Source organism: Endozoicomonas sp. ALB032 (assembly GCF_049310125.1).
In the GTDB taxonomy this organism is placed as follows: Bacteria; Pseudomonadota; Gammaproteobacteria; order Pseudomonadales; family Endozoicomonadaceae; genus Endozoicomonas_A.
In genome coordinates this window covers 3,731,571-3,750,262 of the sequence record NZ_JBLYNW010000001.1, presented here as the reverse complement: position 1 = coordinate 3,750,262, position 18,692 = coordinate 3,731,571, and the positions used below count along the sequence as shown (strand labels likewise).

Below are 18,692 nucleotides of genomic sequence, written 5' to 3'. Positions count from 1 at the left end.
AACAGACTAACCCTGATATTTTGAGGTGGCACTTAACCAGACTCCCCATCTCTTGTTGCCGATATTCCTTATTAATGGTGATACATCAATGGCACTGGATAATACTGATCTGAACGAATACCGCATCGAGCATGATCTGCTGGGTGAAGCCCCTGTACCCCAAGAGGCTTACTATGGCATCCAGACTCAGCGAGCCCTGGAAAACTTCAACATTTCCGGTGTCACACTGAACCACTTCTCAAACATTCCGAAAGCCCTGGCCATGGTCAAGAAAGCCTGTGCACTGGCTAACCGCGATCTGGGAATGCTGGATACAGCCAAGGCCGATGCCATTGCAGACGCCTGTGACGAAATTATTGCCGGAAAACTGCATGACCAGTTCACCGTTGACATGATTCAGGGCGGGGCCGGAACCTCCACCAATATGAATGCCAACGAAGTGATTGCCAACCGCGCACTGGAGCTGATGGGTTACCGTCGTGGTCAATATGAGCACCTGCACCCAAACACACACGTTAACATGGCACAGTCTACCAATGACGTTTATCCAACGGCTATGCGTCTGTCCATGGTGTTGAAACACAACGAACTGGTTGTAGCCGCCAAGAGCCTGAAGAATGCCTGTGATGTTAAAGCTGAAGAGTTCAAAGACGTACTGAAAATGGGTCGTACCCAGCTGCAGGATGCTGTACCTATGACTCTGGGTCAGGAATTCCGTGCTTTCTCAACTACTATCGGTGAAGACATTGACCGTATCAAGGATATGGCCAAGCTACTGTGCGAAGTCAACCTGGGCGGTACTGCCATCGGAACGGGTATCACTGCAGACAGCCGTTACGCACCCCTGGCGGTTAAATACCTGTCTGAAATTTCCGGCCAGAATATGATCCTGGCGGGTGACCTGGTGGAAGCCACCTCCGACATGGGCGCTTTTGTTATCTTCTCCAGCGCCCTGAAACGAATGGCCGTCAAGCTGTCCAAGATGAGTAATGACCTGCGTCTGCTCTCTTCCGGTCCTCTGTGTGGCTTTAATGACATCAATCTGCCTGAAATGCAGCCAGGTTCCTCCATCATGCCGGGCAAAGTTAACCCGGTTATTCCTGAGGCCATGAGCCAGATCGCTTTCCACGTTATCGGAAACGATCTGGTCGTTACCATGGCTTCAGAAGCAGCCCAGCTGCAGCTTAACTACGCTGAGCCGGTACTGGTTTACAAGATTCTGGAATCCATCCAGCAGCTCACCAACGGTATGTTCATGCTGTCTGATCGCTGCGTTAAAGGCATTACAGCTAACAGGGACGTCTGTATGGATTATGTCTACAACTCTGTTGGCCTGGTAACCGCTCTGAACCCATACCTGGGTTACGAAAATTCCAGCCGCATTGCCAAAACTGCCTTGAAGACCGGTCGTCGTGTAGTAGATCTGGTTAAGGAAGAAGGCTTGCTGACGGACGAGCAACTGGCGGAAATTCTCAAGCCAGAAAACATGATCGCGCCACTGGACCTGAGCAATAAGGTACACTGATCGTTAAAATCAGTCGTATATAGTGACATCCGGTGTATGAAGAACCGCGCTATTGCAGGTGCGGTTCCTTTATCAGCCCTTTGTCCCCGGAATCCGTTGAAAAATCAAGACCAACAAGGATTTTACCGCCCAAAACCTGCCCTTCTGCTTACTTACCCACATTTAATAAACATTTACAGTAGTTATACCACTTGGAATGTATAATTTTTTCATTAACATTGCGCATTCCGTTAGGCGACCAGTAGAAAGCGAAATTATCTGGACCATTCAAACGTAATTACGACTTGGAAATATCGGACATCGAATAACCAAGCTCAGTATACTGGGTTGTAGTTTGCAAAAAGCTGTCCAGCAAAATCCAGGCAGAACAGCCCACTCAGTGTAAGTTGTAAAAGAGACAACAGGCGTTACAAGAAACAGCCTGCGCGGAGCATAGCTACTTCGAGGTGTTGTTACTTCAGTGCATTGTTACAAACCTCTGCTACACTGAGATCGAATTCCACAGCCGTTAAGCATGTAAAAAAATGAATGACGTGGTTCTACCTTCGCAAATTTTCTCCGGCCTGACGGCGTTTGATTATTAAATCCGTTTACGGCAACTTTTATACAGTTACAGTGGAGTCGTTATGCAGCAACAGGATATGAAGCAGGAGCCCACCGTTTTCATCATCGACGATGACGAGGCTGTTCGTGATTCGCTGAAAATGCTGATGAAATCTGTTGGACAGACAGTAGAAGCTTTCTTTTCCCCAGCCGAATTTCTGGAAGTCTACGATGAAAACCGTCCGGGATGTATCGTACTGGACATTCGTATGCCGGGAATGAGTGGGCTTGAGCTACAGAGCAAACTCAACGAAATGCACTGCATTCTGCCTATCATTTTTATTACCGGACACGGCGATGTACCTATGGCCGTTCAGGCTATCAAGGATGGTGCAATGAACTTTATCCAGAAACCGTTCCGCGATCAGGAGCTTCTGGATCTGATTAATGACGCCTTGAAACTTGATGCGCAACAACGTCGTGAGCTGCTCGAGCACAAAGAAATCCTTCGTCGTCTTTCTACGCTGACTGACCGTGAGCGTGAAGTTCTACACCATGTCGTTGAAGGTAAGGCGAACAAGGTGATCGCTGCTGACATCAATCTGAGCCAGAGAACGGTAGAAATCCATCGCTCTCGTGTGATGGAAAAAATGGGCACCAAATCCCTGGCCCATCTGGTTCGCCAGGTTATGCAGGTTAAAGAGCACCTGGAAGGTGAATTTTACTTCAAGGTCTGATCTCTATCCGGGGCGCCTTTATGAATGACGCCCCGGTTCATTAATCTCTCCCTGGTAGTGGTCAGCACACAGTCTTGTCAGTCCATAACACGCCAGCCCTGCTCCTCACAATTATCTCTGGATTCCCTGCGAAGCCTTGCGCCACCTTTTAAGTAGTCCCCGTACAACGTCTAGTACATCCCTCCATTCAGCAATTCTGAGACTAATCCTAAACTCCTAATACGCTATGAGAGAGCTGAGGGCAGAAGTCGATTTTTCTTAAATGAACGAGACTATTTTTGGGACTATTTTTGGCTACCAAGCGGTAACTGAATACTTTATTAATAAAAAAATCGATCATTTCAGAAAAATCATCTACTTTATTGCAACTAAAGTTTTTCTTTCATTGCAGATAACGCTCTGCTGGATGTAGATGCCCTGTGTTAAGAGAGCAGGTCATTCTTTCAGAGCATGAGTACAACAGAGTTCCCATTTTCTGGCAGGATACCCGATTACCCTGCAGAGGCTGGCGGCTCGGCAAAAGACACAAGTATTGTTATTGAATTGACCATCAAGGCTGCCCCTATGAGCTTGGCAACAAAAGCTACTGTGTATCTTCTGGAACAGGATACAAATGTTACCGACACCATCCGCAGCCTGTGTGATGAGAAGTCTATGCTACTCGAATGTTTCAGCAACAGCAGTGAACTGTTGATGGCGATGCAGGCCATAAAGCCTGACTGCATCATTGCTGAGAATGAAAAAGAAAGTAAAGAAGCTATACAGCTGTTGGAGACCCTGAACGAAGCTGAATATGATATTCCTGTGATCGTTCTTGGACACCATAACGATGTCCACACTGCCGTCGCGGCCATTAAGGCAGGCGCAGTCGACTACATCGAAAAGCCCGTTATTTATGGCCGACTGGCTGAACACTTTAACCAGGTGATCGGCGGAGGGGGTGCTGCTGCGGTTTGATTCATTTCAACTCACAGATGATTCCAGCCCCCTGACGTAACCGGCCAGCTCATCAAGCAGAGCCTGCTGTGCGACGGAAGCCATCCCCTGTGCTTCATCCATAGCCTGCCAGAATGAGCCAAAGCCGAGAATCCGGTCGTCACCCTCAGACAGTCTCAGCTTTCGATAAGATTCCCAGGTTTCCAACTCCTCGACATCCAGTGTCTCTGGATAATGTCGTGCCCGGTAACGAAACAACATATCATCCAATCGCGCATCATCGAAAGAAAAGCCCAGTCTGGCCAGAGAATAGGGCTCTGAAGATCTGATCACCTGCATTCGCTCTTTATCTTCATCAGAGAAAAAACCACCGGTATAGAGCATCTGATCCGGATCGCTGGAAGTGTTTTCTGGCGCAGAGTCAAATACCTGCTGAACCTTCTGCATCACTTGTGGATGTTGCAGCAGCCATTCCCTGTTCCTTGAGCACGCATTCAGATCTATCCCCAGTCGCTGCTGGTCCTCTGGCCTGAGTACCTTCAAGGGAGCTACCACCGGGCATTTATTGATATGCACCACTTTCAGAGCAATCCTTTCCTGCCCTTCTCTGGCAGGTGAGAATAATCGCGCCTGTAACTCTTCCACCGACAGGCCCATCAGAACTTCAGGGTCAACAGACAAGTCGTAAACGACCACCCCATTGCGATTAACGGGATGTATGGCAACAGGCATCACGATAGCAAGACAGTGCCTCTGAGCACCAAACATACCTGAGACATGGACAACAGCCTCTTTTTTCATCAGATTCAACTGCCGGGAAACGTCTCTCTTATTGCGAAGGTTCAAGATAAAGTTGAAGACTCGGGGTTGTCGGTCACGTATCAGACGTGCCATCGCTATGGTGGCTCTCACATCAGACAAAGCATCATGAGCATCGCCATGATCAATCCCGTTTGCCTGGGTCAGTTCTTCCAGCCTGTAACTGTTAAAACCATCTTCTCTTTTGGGCCAGACAATACCTTCGGGCCTCAGAGCAGCGGTCAGCCTCACCAGATCAATGAGATCCCAGCGACTGTTTCCGTTCTGCCACTCCCTGGCATAGGGATCATAGAAGTTTCGATAAAGGCTGTTACGAGTCACTTCATCATCAAAGCGAATCGAGTTGTAACCTGCGGCACAGGTTCCGGGCTCCACCAGCTCGGCATGAATCCGACGAATAAACTCCGGCTCAGCCACCCCTCTTTCGTTGACAACCTGAGGTGTCAAACCGGTGACCAGACAGGCCATGGGATGAGCCAGATGATCTGGGGGTAGCTTGCAGAAGATATTGAGAGGCTCCCCGATTTCATTCAACTCGGCATCAGTTCTGATACCCGCGAACTGGCAAGGCCAATCCGTCGCAGGATCGGTTCCAAAGGTTTCGTAATCGTGCCAGTAGAAACTTCTCAGCATGTTCACTCCTGCCAATTTAATGCAATCTTCCCCTTCAGGGATTCAGTAATTCTGGAAGCAAAGTCCATCCGGTTCGCTTCAGGCAATTCAACCTGGATAACAACCTGGTCGGTATAGTCACAATCAATGATCTGTCCTGACAAAGATTCGAGCCAGTGTCGAAAAGCCTGTTCGCTGGCATAATCCAGCACTGCGGTTCCCCGAACCATGGGAACGCATTCAACCACAGGTAACTGTTCGACGGCGGCCTGAACTGATGAGCCATAAGCCCGAACCAATCCTCCGGCTCCCAACCTGGTACCACCAAAGTAGCGTACCACGACGGCAGCGACTTCTCCGATTTGACGATGCTGCAAAACATTTAGCATGGGCTTGCCAGCCGTGCCACCGGGCTCACCGTCATCATCAAATCCCATGACGGTATTCCCCTCGGGAGGGCCCGCTATAAAAGCCAGACAATGATGGGAGGCGTCAGGAAACTGTTTTCTCAGAGATTGCTGGAAGGAGAGTGCTTCGGCTCTTGAGGCCACTCTGGACAGGAAAGTAATAAAACGGCTTCGCTTGACTTCCGTTTCCCGCTCAAAAGAGGTTTCGGGTAAGAGGTCTGGCACCCGATAGCGGCCGGAGGGCTGGCTGGACATTCAATTCTCTTGTTGCAGTCAGGGCGATGTGAATGCACAAGACAAAGCAGATAACAATCAACCCAGTGATCGTTGACCTTATTTTCCGCTAAATCTATGGGCACTCAGTGAAAGAAAAGTACTCCTTGAGCACTTCAACCAGATCAATAATATCATGCCCTGCACTGACAATACTGTAGCCAGAATCAAAAAACTCCGGACCCACGTCGGGCTTGCACCAGTGACACCGGGCATCAAAGTCAATATAATTTTTCTCTTCATCCGGACCAGGCAGCTTAATTCTCATGCTGTAAACCGCACCAATGAGAACCGGTACCGTACTGATGAGCATCAGACCATTGCTGCTGATATTGCCAATACTTCCCATTTCCTTGAGCGTGTTCCTGTTGTAAATGGTCAAATAATCATTCAACTGGTGACGCTTGATGCTGCGACGCTCCTTGCCGCGTGGGACCATAGACATAATCTGTATTCCTTTACTGCCCAACCTGTAAAAATTTAAACCAGAACCTTGTACAACTTGCTCTGCCTTAACTCACTCTGTTTCAGCATTAACTCCTGCTCTCGCTCTGTGATCTTTTTCTGTTCCCTGGTAAAAGCATCAAACTGCTGCATTAATGCTCTTTCCACTTCATCCACACAGCCCCTGAACTCGTTTTTGACCGGGTGCTGGCACAACTTGACGGCACGATCCAGCTCAGCCTGCCGCTCACTAAGGGAAGCAGCCTGGGTCTGCAAGCGGTTCAACTGAGCTTTGTTGGAGATATAACCGTCTTTAATCTCGAAATGACCTTCGGCCTTATCGCAATCCATAACGTTCTGACTGCTATTCCCAATCAGCGTCCACTGACCTTGCGGCCCCTTCCTCCGCCACCTGAACTTTTGAGGGTTGGCAGCGAACTCTTTAAGTCGACCGAAACCCATCGCTTTGATTACGTCAGGACCAATGGGATTCCTGTACAGAGACAGCCGCAGGTTGTGATCAAGATCAACACATTGAGTGATCACGTCCATCATCCGCTTTTCTAATGCTTCAAGATCTGCTGGTTTAATTTGATAAACTATGACTTTCATGACAGCCTTCATCATATCGCTGTACGCTCTCCGAATGGTGGCCTCCGTTTGCATCGCCTCCCGCGCCCCCCCTGCACCACTCAGCTTTCGCCTGCTGGCCTGAAGGGAAGCCATAATGTCCTCGAAAAGCTTAGCGCCCAGAGCTTTGTCATTGAAACTCTTCACTACATTGTGAAGTTCAGTGACTCTTGTAAGAGCCTCTTCTAAAGCGACATCGCTCTCACGGATCAATTTTTTATTGGTCTCACTCACCATATCTTTGCCATCAAGCTTAATGCCTTCGCTCTTTAACTCCTTGAAGTAACCACTAAGGCGCTCACGCATGGGTTTTGCATCCGCTGTTTCAAGCAGATCCTCCTGATAGGTTCCTGGCAGAACAAATCGCCTCTCAGTCGACTTGAGAAAGCGCGTGACTTCTGACTTGAGGGTACGGGTCACGACAGGCACCGCTTCTGTGGGAATTCCTGCTGCTTTCAAGTCCAGACCATCCACCAGGCTGACACCTTCATCATTCAGCCAGTGATGCTCTCTGGCAAACACCTTATCCAGATGACTGTTGGTTCTGGCCTGCATCAACTCTTTCTCACAGCTCAGGGTATGATGACTTTTCTCACGACTGGCAATATCCACAGCCACAAGTTCAAGCCATGCATTCTTACAGACCCACTGGCGGACTTTCAGTTCAATCAGCTCCTGAAATGCTGCCTCAGAAAGACCCAGCTCTGCCCACTCTTTTTTAGCCATCTCAGCCAGTTGGGCTCTTATTTGTGGAAGGCTCTGCAAATAACCACTCTCGCCTTCTTCTGTTTTTTGAACAGGGAGGGTAACTGTTTGCTCAACCACTTTTTTCAATGCGGGAGAGGCGTTATCAATGCCCTCAGGAAACAGATTTTCTTCAGCCTGCATGGACTCATCCAACGCGTTCAAAGCCTGAATAAATGCCTCTTTCTGTACGTCGGCACCTTTGATGTCTTTAACCGCATCCAGATCCACCGCCATGAACACCCTTTGAGCCTTGTGCAAGTCCTTGCTGTCACGGGTAAGACGGCCAAGTTGCTGAACCAGATAGTTCTCATTGGCTTCACCACCGGCCTGACCCACCAGCCCATGAAAAATACCTACACTATCATTCCCCTGGGGCATGTCAGTGCCCACAGACTGGGCTTTACTCAAGTAACCATCGGTACTCTGTCCACCCAAACGGCTGAGCTGGGTAATGGTTTCCCGGGAAGCTGAAGCCCCCTGTCCATAGACCGGATCATCCTGATACTGCATCTGCAGATTCTTGTCATGGTCATAGTAAATAACAGACTTCTGAACGCCCCCCATGGCCAGTCGTTCCTGATTCAAAGTCCGACTCATCTGGTGCGCTTTTGTCGTACATTCATCACCCGACTCAGCGCCATCAAAGAAAATAATCTGGGGCTCTGGGCCTACCCTGTGCAAAACATCCGTCAGCATCTTGTTCCTGCCCTCAGGGTCGGAAGAGCTGAAAAACACCGGTTCTGCCAGAGAAATAAAGTGCCAGAAACGCTGATTGGTGGTCACCGGGTCTGTTCTTGCTTTGTGACGCACTTCTTCAGCACTGCCTGAAGCACTGGCCAAAGCTGCACAGTACAAGGTGCCCAGAGTTGCTGAGAGTAAATGCCGGGCTTTACATCCAAACAGAAATTCAGAATGTTTCAGATTGATACTTCGGGGCCCTACTTCAAAGGCATAGCCAAGCCCTCTGATCACCGCTTGTACAGTCTGAGCCACTGATATCGACTCAGCTTCGGTATGAGGCACCATCTCACTGTCAAACTCGTCGGCAAACACCATAGAGTTTTTGAGCAAGTCCAGACAGTCATCCAATTTTGCCAGTATCGCCTGCTTGTCCTGAATGAAACCTTCAGCGTCCAGCAAGGCCTGCTTCAGATGCATCAGAATCTGCACATCTGTGATTGAGGCGCCCACGGGCACTCGCCCCTGAGCCAGCAGGGATCCTCTGTCATTAATCGAAGTTCCGGCAGGTAACCCCAGCAGGGTATTCTCAACTTCTACCAACCGGGCGACGGATAACTCACAGGGAGGTGCAAAGCAGGTTTCAAGATCCAATCGGCGATAGTCCTGCCCCTTGCGAGCGTAGTACTCACGCAAGCCTTTATCCAGTTCTGCCTGATTGGTCTTTGGAGCCATGACAATAATCGAACGGTCCGTATCAGCACCTAACTGGGCCGAAGCGTGATCCGTCAGCGCCAGCAGCAGTGTACTTTTACCGTAGCCAGTGCCTTTATGAGACATCATGGCAACTTCATGGCCATTGGCCCATTGGCTGACACCGTCCAGTGTAACAGCCAGTTCGTCGGCCTGATCGGGTGACAAGACAATGTGATGCCTTCTTTCAAACGACAAAAGGGCCAGGTTTTTAGTATCCAGCAAGGTATTCTCGTAACTGCTGATTCGGTTATTCAGATTGCTCTGTCTGGATGCCAGCAGAGCCATATCCAGATTCCATTCCTGACAACGCCTGATGTATTCGTGGGGCTCACTCACCTGCTCAAAGGCGGCAAAGTCCAGATCCACCAACTCACTTTTAAGCGCCTCAAGGCGCTGACCTATCAGGCTGCTCTGCTCAAGGTCAATATCCACCAGCATTAGCTGCGACATGCGTTTGATAAACCCGTCAACATCATTACCACCCGGAGCCAGTCCCTTCTCAAAGTTACGAATGGCATGATCCAGAAGCTCGCCATCAGAAAAACCCTGCACATCATTTTCAGAAGCATTACGAATGTAGCTGACCAGACCTTTTTCCAGAGCTTTTTTTAACTGAAGTGTACGAACACAGTGCTTTCTGTTGTTGACGATGACCTTTTCAAAATGGCTCAAAACCGACTGCCTGTTGGTTTTTAGCGTTTTCGGATCAGGTATCCCACGGGGTCCCTGGGTTTGCAACTCGCAACCAGAGTAGACTGACAGGTTTTTAAATACCTGTTCCTGAAACGCTTTTTGTTCTCCTTCAAGCGTTTTAATAACACTTTCAGTGACACTTTTAGTGACACTATGAGCACTATCAACCAGCAACTCCCTCCTGGCTTTCAGAAACGCTTCACTGACATGGCCGAAACTGGCATTGACGGTAAAGGGCGAAAACTGTTCTGGATGAAACGTTTCCTGATGGGCACCGGTTTCCGGCTTCCTTGATTTTTCCTGAGCCACTTTTCTCACCACCGGAAGCTCAACAGGCAGGCTTCTGACACGTCCATCACAAGGTGTGCAGGTAAAAGGCGGTTTCAGTAATTGATGATCCACTTCCTTAACAACTTTCTTATAACATTCATCAATTTGCTTGAGGGAAGCACTCGGTAGCCAGGTATTTTTCAGCGATTCAAGCTCAAGGACTTCAGGCGGATAATCTTTGCGTGATCTTGATGGTGAAGTACTGTCTGGCTTCAGTAAGCAAGCTTTACTCAGTAAGTTCGCTTTAATCAGCTCGCTTCTGGGGTTTTCCCCCCGGATTGGCACCGGGATCAGTTGATCATTGGAACCCAGTTCATACATAAAGCACTGCTGATCTGAAGGTGTTTTCTGAGCAACCAGCAGGACGGTTTGTCCCGAAGCACTTTTCAGGGGAATCCAGTCCCGCTTTTTTTCTCTTCCTTCCTTGCTGACCTGAAAGGGAACTTCGAAATTGGGATGCTCATGAAGAAAAGCAGGATCCAGAGACCAGGTTCGTCCATCCAGCTGAATCTGCCAGTGCTGACCCTCTTTGGAGTGAAACACCAGTGAAGGTCGGCATTGGGCACCTTCAGACAATTCAATGTATCGGTCACCGGTAACAAGGCTGGTTTTATGGAGAGCAATCTTATTAAAACCATTCATGAAACTGTTTATCAGACAGTCAGGGTTCTGGGTAAGAGCACTGACCCTGAAACCGGCCTGATTCTGAACATGACCTGAAGCTTCTGCCAGAGGTACCGGTGAATCTGGCTGAAAGCAGGCAATTTCGGCTTGATGAGGATGTTCAACAGCCTGGGTAAAATCATCATCGTGAGTAAGGCCCCTGAACTTCTGCTCCGGCTCGAGTCTGGTTTCCTGAGCCAGCAACTCTGTGCACTGCCTTTCCAACTTGAGCCTGCGCGTCTCTCTCTCTTTTTTGGTTTCGTAATTCTCTTTATGCTGCCTTACAGCCATGGTGAGAACCAATGATCCGGGTCTTTTCAGCTCCTTTTGAAGGGTTCTGAGCACCTTTGTCATGGTCGGTGTCGCGGGTAATCCAAATTCATCCCTGATCTGACTGAGCCCCACCAAGGAGGCATCGGCATAGCTGAAGTCAACCCATTGCGTTGCCCCTGCTGCTAAATTTGCGGACCCGGGTTGTTTAACAATCCCTTCATGCTGCTCCTGTAAACTGGACAGCAGAGTTAAGAGTCTGTCACAGATCTGCGGATCCCTGACCATTTGCTCTTCCAGAGAATGGCCCGCCTGCGGCTTGAGATCGCCTCCCAGCTGTTGATCCAGTCTGGTTTCAAACTCCGCCTTTTGATATTCAACCAGCTTCGATAAAAATACTCGTCCATGTTCGGGCACACTGCGTCTCAACCGGGGTGGCAGATGCTCTGAAGCCAATCGCTGAAGCGAGTATTCATACTGTTTTAAAAGCCGATGCCCTTCGTCTGGCTCCTCAATCGTTGCAATTTTTTTCTTCCAGGATTCATTCAGACGCTTTGAAGCTGATCTGGCAAGGGCGCACAAGGCATGTGTATAGAACTCCCTGTCCCGATCCCCCGAACTTTTTGCCAACAGTGTACTCATATTGGTCAGTTCCAAATCGACTATGGCTTCAGGATCTTCCGGGCCAGCCAGAGCATCAGGCTTTAAGGCTTCAAGAGTGGCTTCGAATCTGTCGACCTGAGTCTGAAAATCATCCTGCTTCCTGGCCAGTACCTCTATATTGCCCCGGGTCAGGGATACAGTCCGGTCAATCTGACGGGTAAACTCATCTACTGAAGGGCGATCCGGGTTCGCACTCAGGGCTTTTTGATAGGTCTGATGGATAGACTCCAGCTCCATCAGGAATTGCTCATGGAGCGACATCACTTGTTTTCGGGAGCCGCTCCTACCCGGAAAATGATCCGGATCGGTGAAATGATAAATTTCCCGTTCTTTTTCTATCACTTCCAGTCTGGAAGCCAGCTCAGACCAGGCTGAACTCATTTTTTGAATCAGGCCCGAAATAACAAAAGTTCCTGGGCCAAGAGAAGCAAACTCTTTGCTTTTGATCTCTGAAACGACTGTCCCCAAATCTGTCCACTGGGGCAATGGAGATTCCTGAGTGAGATCCAAACCTTCATCAGCAGATGAATCGAACCGATCAGGTAACGGATCAGAAGAAGCCTTTGAAGTATAAGACTCCGCCTCGGAAAAGCCGTCCTCGGAAAGAGAATCTGACTCATAACCGGAGTCAACCTGATGACTGTCAACCTGATGACTGTCAGCCTGAAGCGTTAATTGATTGAACCGCTCAGATTCGCGCTCAAGGCTTTCCTTAGCTTCAACTAATTCTTGGTTTTTTAATATCAGGGCGCTCTCTTTCTCAAGAACTTGAGCTTCCAGATTACTTTTCGTTTCAGAGAGTGTTTCAACCCGTTCCCGCTCAACTTCTAACTGGCTTTGTAGAGAGGCCTTGGCCTTAAGAGCTTCTTCTGATTGCTGCTCGACTTCTCTCTTTTTCTCTCTAATCTTGTTCAACTCTTCCTGAGTTATATGCAGTTGGTCTTTTAAATGAATAACTTCAGTGGCAAGCGTCTGGTTTTCAATACCCACAGCCTGAAACTCAGTCAGTTTCGATTGCAAACCCTTTCGCTCCTGCTCCAGGTCACTGACAGCCTTTTCCAGCTTTATCTTTTCCTGATCTCGCTGGCGCTTTTCCTGCTCAAGACTCTCGGCTAATTTTTGATGTGCAAGTTCTTTCTCTTTCAATGCAAGCGTATGATTTGACGCTGCTTCTCTGGATTGACCACTCAGGCTCCTTAATTCAGCTTTCAGGCTTTCAGCCTCGCTCTGAAGACGACTGACTTCTTCTTTTCTCTCCTCAAGGCCCAGAGATTTTTGCTGCAACTCAAGATCTTTCGTCTTACCTTCCAGTTCAAGCTTTGAAACCCGGTTATCAACATCATTTTTCAGATGCTGGAGTTTTTGCAACTGCTCTTTAAGATCAACGACGATCTCTTTGTGCGAGCTGGTAAGACGCTGCCTTTCTTCTTCCCAACCCGAAGCTTCATGCTTATGCCTGCTTTCCTGAAAAGCCAGATCTTTTTCAAGCTGACTGCTGTAAACTTGAGCCTCTTTCAACGCCCTTTCCTGTTTGACACCCAGATCATCAACCATACCCTTTAAGCTGTGAGCCTCTTTTTGGCTATCCCTCAACAGGGCTTCCAGTTCGCTAACCCTTGTATCCTTTATTTTTCTTTGTTCTTCCGCTGTCTCGGAAAGCGATTTAAAGTGGTCCCTGTTTTCTTTAGCCAGACGAATCTCTCTTTTAAGATCAGCAAACTCCAGTGACTTCTCACTTTGCTCATCGTTAAGCTGCTTTTTCAGAGACTCCAGGGTGGTTTCTGCCTCTTCAAGACTGCCTCGCAGAAGGCACAGCTCCTCATTCTGCTTTAAGGAAGCGCTATGAGCCTGATCCCTCTCTTGCGTCAATCTTTTTACTTCCAGCTCCAACCTTCCATATTGTGTGCCCAGTTCGGTAGCCTCACCCTCCAGAGACAACACCCTGGTTTGACTTTCCTCAAGACTGTTTTTCAACGTAATCAACTGGTTATTTACACGCTCAATGCTTTGTTCTTTCTGTTCGAGAGTGGCGTCTTTATGGGATAGCTCAAGCTTTGTCTTCCTGACCTCCTCCTGAGACGCAAGAAGTTGCTGATCAAGTCGTTTTTTTGTTTCAACCAGCTGGTCATGCTGGTTTTTCAAATCAGCAAACAGTTTTTTCCTGGCCTCCTCAATTCTGACTTTTTCTTTATCCCAGTCAGCTGAAGCAACTTCTGCCTTTTGCTCCAGCGCCTCGACCTTTAGCTTAAACTCATCTCGCTCCCGGATGAGCCTTTCCATCTCAAGGGAATGCTGACTTTTCAGACTTTCTGCATTGAGCTGAAGCTCCTGAAGCTGCTTCTTCACCTGATCTCTATCATGAGCAAGAGCATCTGACTCTGATTGAAAGTGGTCTCTTTTCTTTTCGGTCTCTTTAAGACGACTTTCCAGATCAGACACTCTGGATCTTGAATCCCTGAGCTGGTTTTCCCATTGAGCTTTCTCAATCTCTGCGGCATCACTACCGCTTCGTAAATTTTTCTCAGCTTTCAGAAGCATTTGCTTTGCTTCATCTCGCTCCCGGGCAATTAACTGAACTCTCTCTTCCAACTCAATGACTTTATTGTCACTCAATTCTTTCTCAGGGAGCAGTTGTTGAACTCTGTGCGTGAGCTTTTCAATAGCACGAACTTGATCATCGACATTCTGGCTAAGCGCAACCACTTTCTGTTGCTTTTCCTGCGTTCTTTGATTGGCTTTTTCAATCTCGCTCCTGAATTCAACCTCAGCTTCTTCAAGTTCCCGAATCCTGTCGTCCTTTGCCAGGATCGAAGATGACAGCGAGTTTTCCCTGATTTTGGCTTCGGCAAGTTCATCTTCTTTGCCGGTTAGCAGATCTTTTAGTCGATTCACTTCCTGCTGGCTTAACTGAAGCTCTCTGTGATAACGCTCTGACGTCTCCTGCAATTTAGGGATAGACTCGTCAGCTATTGCAGAGCGCTCTCTCGCCTCTCTTTCCTTGCTTTTTGCTTCATCAAGTTTGCTTTGCAGCTTTTCTGCGTTGTTTTCAGCAGCTTGAAGCTGTCTTATATATTCGGTGACCTCCTCTTTCGAGGACCGGGTAGCCCTTTGAGCCGTCTCAAGTTCTCCGCGAAGGGCTGCCAGCGATGACTCGAGTTTATCTTTCTCTTCCTCAAGCCCATCGCTCTTAACCGTTAGCTCCTGAACTTTTCTCCTCTCAATCACTAACGCCTGATCTCTCTGTGAAAGATCCTCCTCTTTTGAGCGAAGATCATTCTCAAGACTGACTATTTTTTCCCTGAGTTCACGCTCAGTGCTCTGCAACCTTGACTGCAACTCATTCAGCTCTCTCTCTTTGTCTGTGAGCTGAATCTGTACCTGCTGTTCAGATATTCTGGCGCTTTCGACCTCTGACTCTAAATCAGCTTTTTCTTTTTGATGCTTTTGTTCAGCAACTCTTAACTGCTCTGCAATCTGAGCCATCTCAGCCTCGTGAGATTGACTCTCCTGCGAACCGTTACTCTGTTCAAGCCGGAGACTCTGCAGCTGCTCTTTCAGGGAGGTGATCTCAGCTCTGGCTATATCCAGCTGCTCATTCAGCGCTTCCAGACCTTTTAAGTCCTGCTCATATTTGACTTGCAAGTCTTCCAGTTCGGCCTGTTTAGTCAATAGCGACGCTTCAAGCTTCGCTTTTTCTTCCTGAGCCTGATCCTTATGCTCAACAAGGGTTTGTTGCAGGCCTTTGATTTCATCGTCGTATTTCTGTCGTTCCAGATGAATCTCTTTTAATGATCGGGCTTTTTCCTCAAACTCAGACTGCTGCTGCTCGAGTTCTTCGACCTTTTCCCGTAGATCTTTTTTGGTATCCGTTAATGCTTTTTTGAGATCTTCTTCACGAGCAAGCGCCCCTTTATAGTCGCCTTCAAGGGCAAAAAGTGATTGCTCTGCTGAATCCGCCCTGCTGTCTGCTTCTTCAAATTTTCTTTGCAGCTGGTCCAGCTTTTGCTTGTGAGCTTCTACAATACGATTTAGCTGCTCTTCCAGTTGCTTCGCCTTTTCTTCAACTTGCCTTTTCTTGCCAGTGATATCGACATGGTCCAGAACCCAACGATCACGATACTTGGTAAGCTCTTTCACCTGGGATTCAAGCTGCGCCACTCTTGCAGAATCCGCTTGCTTTTGTGCTTCAAGGTCCTTATTGAGTGCCTTGATATCAAGCTGCAGTAACCCATTTTGCCTGAATAAATCAGCCACTCGCTCTTGAGCATTTTGATAACTCTGCTGAAGCTCTGCCAGCCTGGCTCTTTCCTGATTCAGCTCATTTTCAACGGATTGATAGCTCTCCAGGTACTCCTGCCGCAGTCGCAGTACCAGCTGATCCTTTTGTTCCAGAGCTGAAACAGCCTGCTGACCCATCTGCTGATGGTTCAGATGGGCTGCCTGAAGTTGACTTTGCAGCGCGTCTATTTTTTGACCAGAGTCAACCACCTGTTTCTGGAGTTCTGACAGAGTAACGCCATTGTCAGCCAGCATTCGGGTTTGCTCTTTCATTCGAGCTTGAAGCTGACTGTTCAATGCTTCCAGCTCATCCAGCCTGTCGTCAGAATCGAAGGTTTCTGCACTCAATAATTCGCTGCTGCCAATGGGAGATCCATGGGTACTGACTATCCGATACTGCTCCTCACGTAACTGACGATCCCTCTCGCTGAGTTCGTCTTTTAGTTCGGATTGTTCTTTCTCAAGCTCACTCAGCCTTTCTGAAAAACCTTCAGGCACTCTCTTTTCTTTCTGCTTGAGGACTTCTACTGCTTCCTTCAGTTCAGTCAACTGATTGCGGGTCTGTTGCAGCTCGTTGCCTAATTCTTCTTTCTCTTCTCTGAGACATCTCAGTTCCTGTTGCGCCCTGGATAGTTCAAAACTCCGGGTGGAAAGAACAGGACCATCAGGCGGTCTGGGAGTTGCAAGTGTAGGCACCAACGGTGGCGTGCCGAGACTATTCTCTGCAAAGATGTGACCAAGAAACGGATCATTCTCTGAAGGGCTGGAAATCTCTTCAGGGTTTGTTAGCTCGGGGGAATGCCGACAATAGAACTCAGCGAGCGCCAGAACCTCGCGATTCATTTTATCCAGCTCATACCGTTTCAGCAGTCCCCATGCCCATGCTTCCTTCGATTGACCACTGGCTGTGATTGCATCAGCAACACCGGTCTGCAGAACCTCTATCTGATGAAGCATGGATTGGGCCATGGCCAATGTCATCAAAGGCCCGTTGTTGCCATTGAGGCCAGTTTCCAGCTGTTGGCGGTTAGCTGGCATTTTAAAGCGCCAGCCCAACACATCATGGACCCTGCCCAGCCGTTCAGCCATCTGTAGTCTGGTTTTCCTGTCAGCAGTTTTTACTGTCTCAGACCTTATGCTTTCTCTGAGTCTGAAAAGAGTATGATCAGCAACCTGACTGACAGGACGGGCATAAGCCCTGCAAATCATGTTGTGAGGTTTTGGAATTGAGGGCGTGCCCACATCGACATGGGAGATATCCCTGTCTCCAATGGGGGTTGTAATTGGACGATCGCCTTGTAGAAGCTTATTTGGCAGTTGAACTGAACCCACACCATGACTTGTCTGTTCCTCAGAAGTCTGGGAACCATGCACTGATGTACTGTTCAGGTGTTGGCTATGGGGTATGCCAATGCCACTGCTTCTATGGTCCATGCGGTCTACAACATCCGTTGAAAAACTACACAACTGCCAAGAAACAGCTTACATTCCGGCACCTAAGACGCTAAATTCATACCTGTCGGATGAATTCACAATTTAAGATTAGCAGTGGGTTGCCGAGGAGTTTTGCATTCCGGTGGCTTGAAAGCACAGCTCGTCAAAACGCCAGAGTACTCATCTGGACGGCCTTGAGATGGCTTTGGTCGCGTCGCTCATAAACTCAATAAAATAGGGAAGCAGAACCTGATTGACCTCAACCAGTGACGTCGTTTCTATCCAGCCCGGGCCATGTAAACCTCTCTGTTTCTCAAGCTCTTGCCAGTTCAATGTGCAGGAACCCAGGCTAATAAAAGGTCTTTGCTCGCCATTACCCGGAACGGCCCAGTCAAAACGTACCTTGCCAAGGTAGGGTCTGATGCTTTTTTCTCTCACAGAAATGGGCTGTTCGGAAATCAATCTGGAATTGGCAGAATAACGAGCACTCAGGAGAGCGTCAGAATTAAACAGTTCACTGGAGCCCATGATCAGGTATTTAACAGACGAATGAGATTGGTACCAGCGCTTGAGACGATCTTCATCATAAACAGTGTTTTCTTCCCCTAATCCGGTAAAAGACATCCATTTTTTAAACTGGCAGCTGTCGATCTCCCGGGTCATGTTGGCAGGACAGGTATGTTCAACGCTGGATAACAGGGTCTGATAAAATTCCAGGCTGTCACCTGCCCCAGCCAACGGGAATTGAGATCTGAGTATCTGGTAAAGTCTCACGCTGTTTTCAAAATCTGGCGACAATGTCAGATCACTGGCCACCTTGATAACAGGTACCAACAAACCTTTTGGTTTTGATTCCAGCAGAGTCAGCATATCTGCAGAAAATGAGCACTGTCCTGTCAGGGTCATGTATTCGTCAGGTACCAGAGATTCAAGGGAGGGATGAGTATTCTTGACCTGCCATTGATGATTGAAAGTCCAGCCTGATGGCTTTTTTAGAACTGTATTTGCGGATTGGGAAGTGTCTGCTTTAGTCTCAAACCAGTCAAATAGCGAGCAGGAAGAAGTCATGACTGCCATCGCAACCACCAGACATATGCGCACTGTTATGGGAAAAAAGCCCATCATCGACCCACATCTCCGGAAAAAGTTATTACCTTAAATGTAGCCAGTTTAAAACGGAATCTCGCTTTTCATTAAATGAAAGGTGGTTTTCAGAAGCTGTCGAGATCTTGTTTAGCACCCGGCAGCGCCTGA

At 48.3% G+C, this 18,692-nt stretch carries 8 protein-coding genes; 3 read left to right on the top strand and 5 right to left on the bottom strand.

Features of this window, described 5'->3' with window-relative positions; translation table 11 throughout:
- The first annotated feature begins 88 nt into the window (after nt 1-88).
- The 3 genes from aspA (at nt 89) to ACO6VG_RS14100 (ending at nt 3,762) form a co-directional block, all read left to right on the top strand.
- Complete coding sequence (aspA, locus tag ACO6VG_RS14110) at nt 89-1,525, top strand: aspartate ammonia-lyase (RefSeq protein ID WP_422132901.1); 1,437 nt, start codon at nt 89-91, stop codon at nt 1,523-1,525.
- A gap of 626 nt (nt 1,526-2,151) precedes the next feature.
- A complete protein-coding gene (locus tag ACO6VG_RS14105) occupies nt 2,152-2,805 on the top strand; it encodes a response regulator transcription factor (RefSeq protein ID WP_317142683.1) in 654 nt (217 codons plus the stop codon).
- Between the two features lie 450 nt (nt 2,806-3,255).
- The gene (locus ACO6VG_RS14100) at nt 3,256-3,762 is read left to right on the top strand and encodes a response regulator (protein WP_422132900.1); all 507 of its coding nucleotides are present in this window, start codon (nt 3,256-3,258) and stop codon (nt 3,760-3,762) included.
- 6 nt (nt 3,763-3,768) lie between these two features.
- On the opposite strand, the gene sbcB is transcribed toward ACO6VG_RS14100, so the two are convergent.
- The 5 genes from sbcB to ACO6VG_RS14075 all read right to left on the bottom strand — a co-directional run bounded on the left by sbcB (nt 3,769) and on the right by ACO6VG_RS14075 (nt 18,515).
- Nucleotides 3,769-5,193: an exodeoxyribonuclease I gene (gene sbcB / locus ACO6VG_RS14095; RefSeq protein ID WP_422474403.1), complete on the bottom strand. Its 1,425-nt coding sequence runs from the start codon at nt 5,191-5,193 to the stop codon at nt 3,769-3,771.
- A 2-nt stretch (nt 5,194-5,195) separates the two neighbouring features.
- Nucleotides 5,196-5,834, bottom strand: coding sequence for a YigZ family protein (locus ACO6VG_RS14090; RefSeq protein WP_422132898.1), 639 nt, complete (start codon nt 5,832-5,834; stop codon nt 5,196-5,198).
- Between the two features lie 94 nt (nt 5,835-5,928).
- Nucleotides 5,929-6,297: a PilZ domain-containing protein gene (locus tag ACO6VG_RS14085; protein WP_422132897.1), complete on the bottom strand. Its 369-nt coding sequence runs from the start codon at nt 6,295-6,297 to the stop codon at nt 5,929-5,931.
- Nucleotides 6,298-6,332: 35 nt separating this feature from the next.
- On the bottom strand, nt 6,333-17,438 hold the full coding sequence (locus tag ACO6VG_RS14080) for a hypothetical protein (protein WP_422474401.1): 11,106 nt from the start codon (nt 17,436-17,438) through the stop codon (nt 6,333-6,335).
- A gap of 180 nt (nt 17,439-17,618) precedes the next feature.
- Entirely contained in the window at nt 17,619-18,515 is an 897-nt protein-coding gene (locus ACO6VG_RS14075) for a hypothetical protein (protein WP_422474399.1), read from the bottom strand.
- Nucleotides 18,516-18,692: the final 177 nt, after the last annotated feature.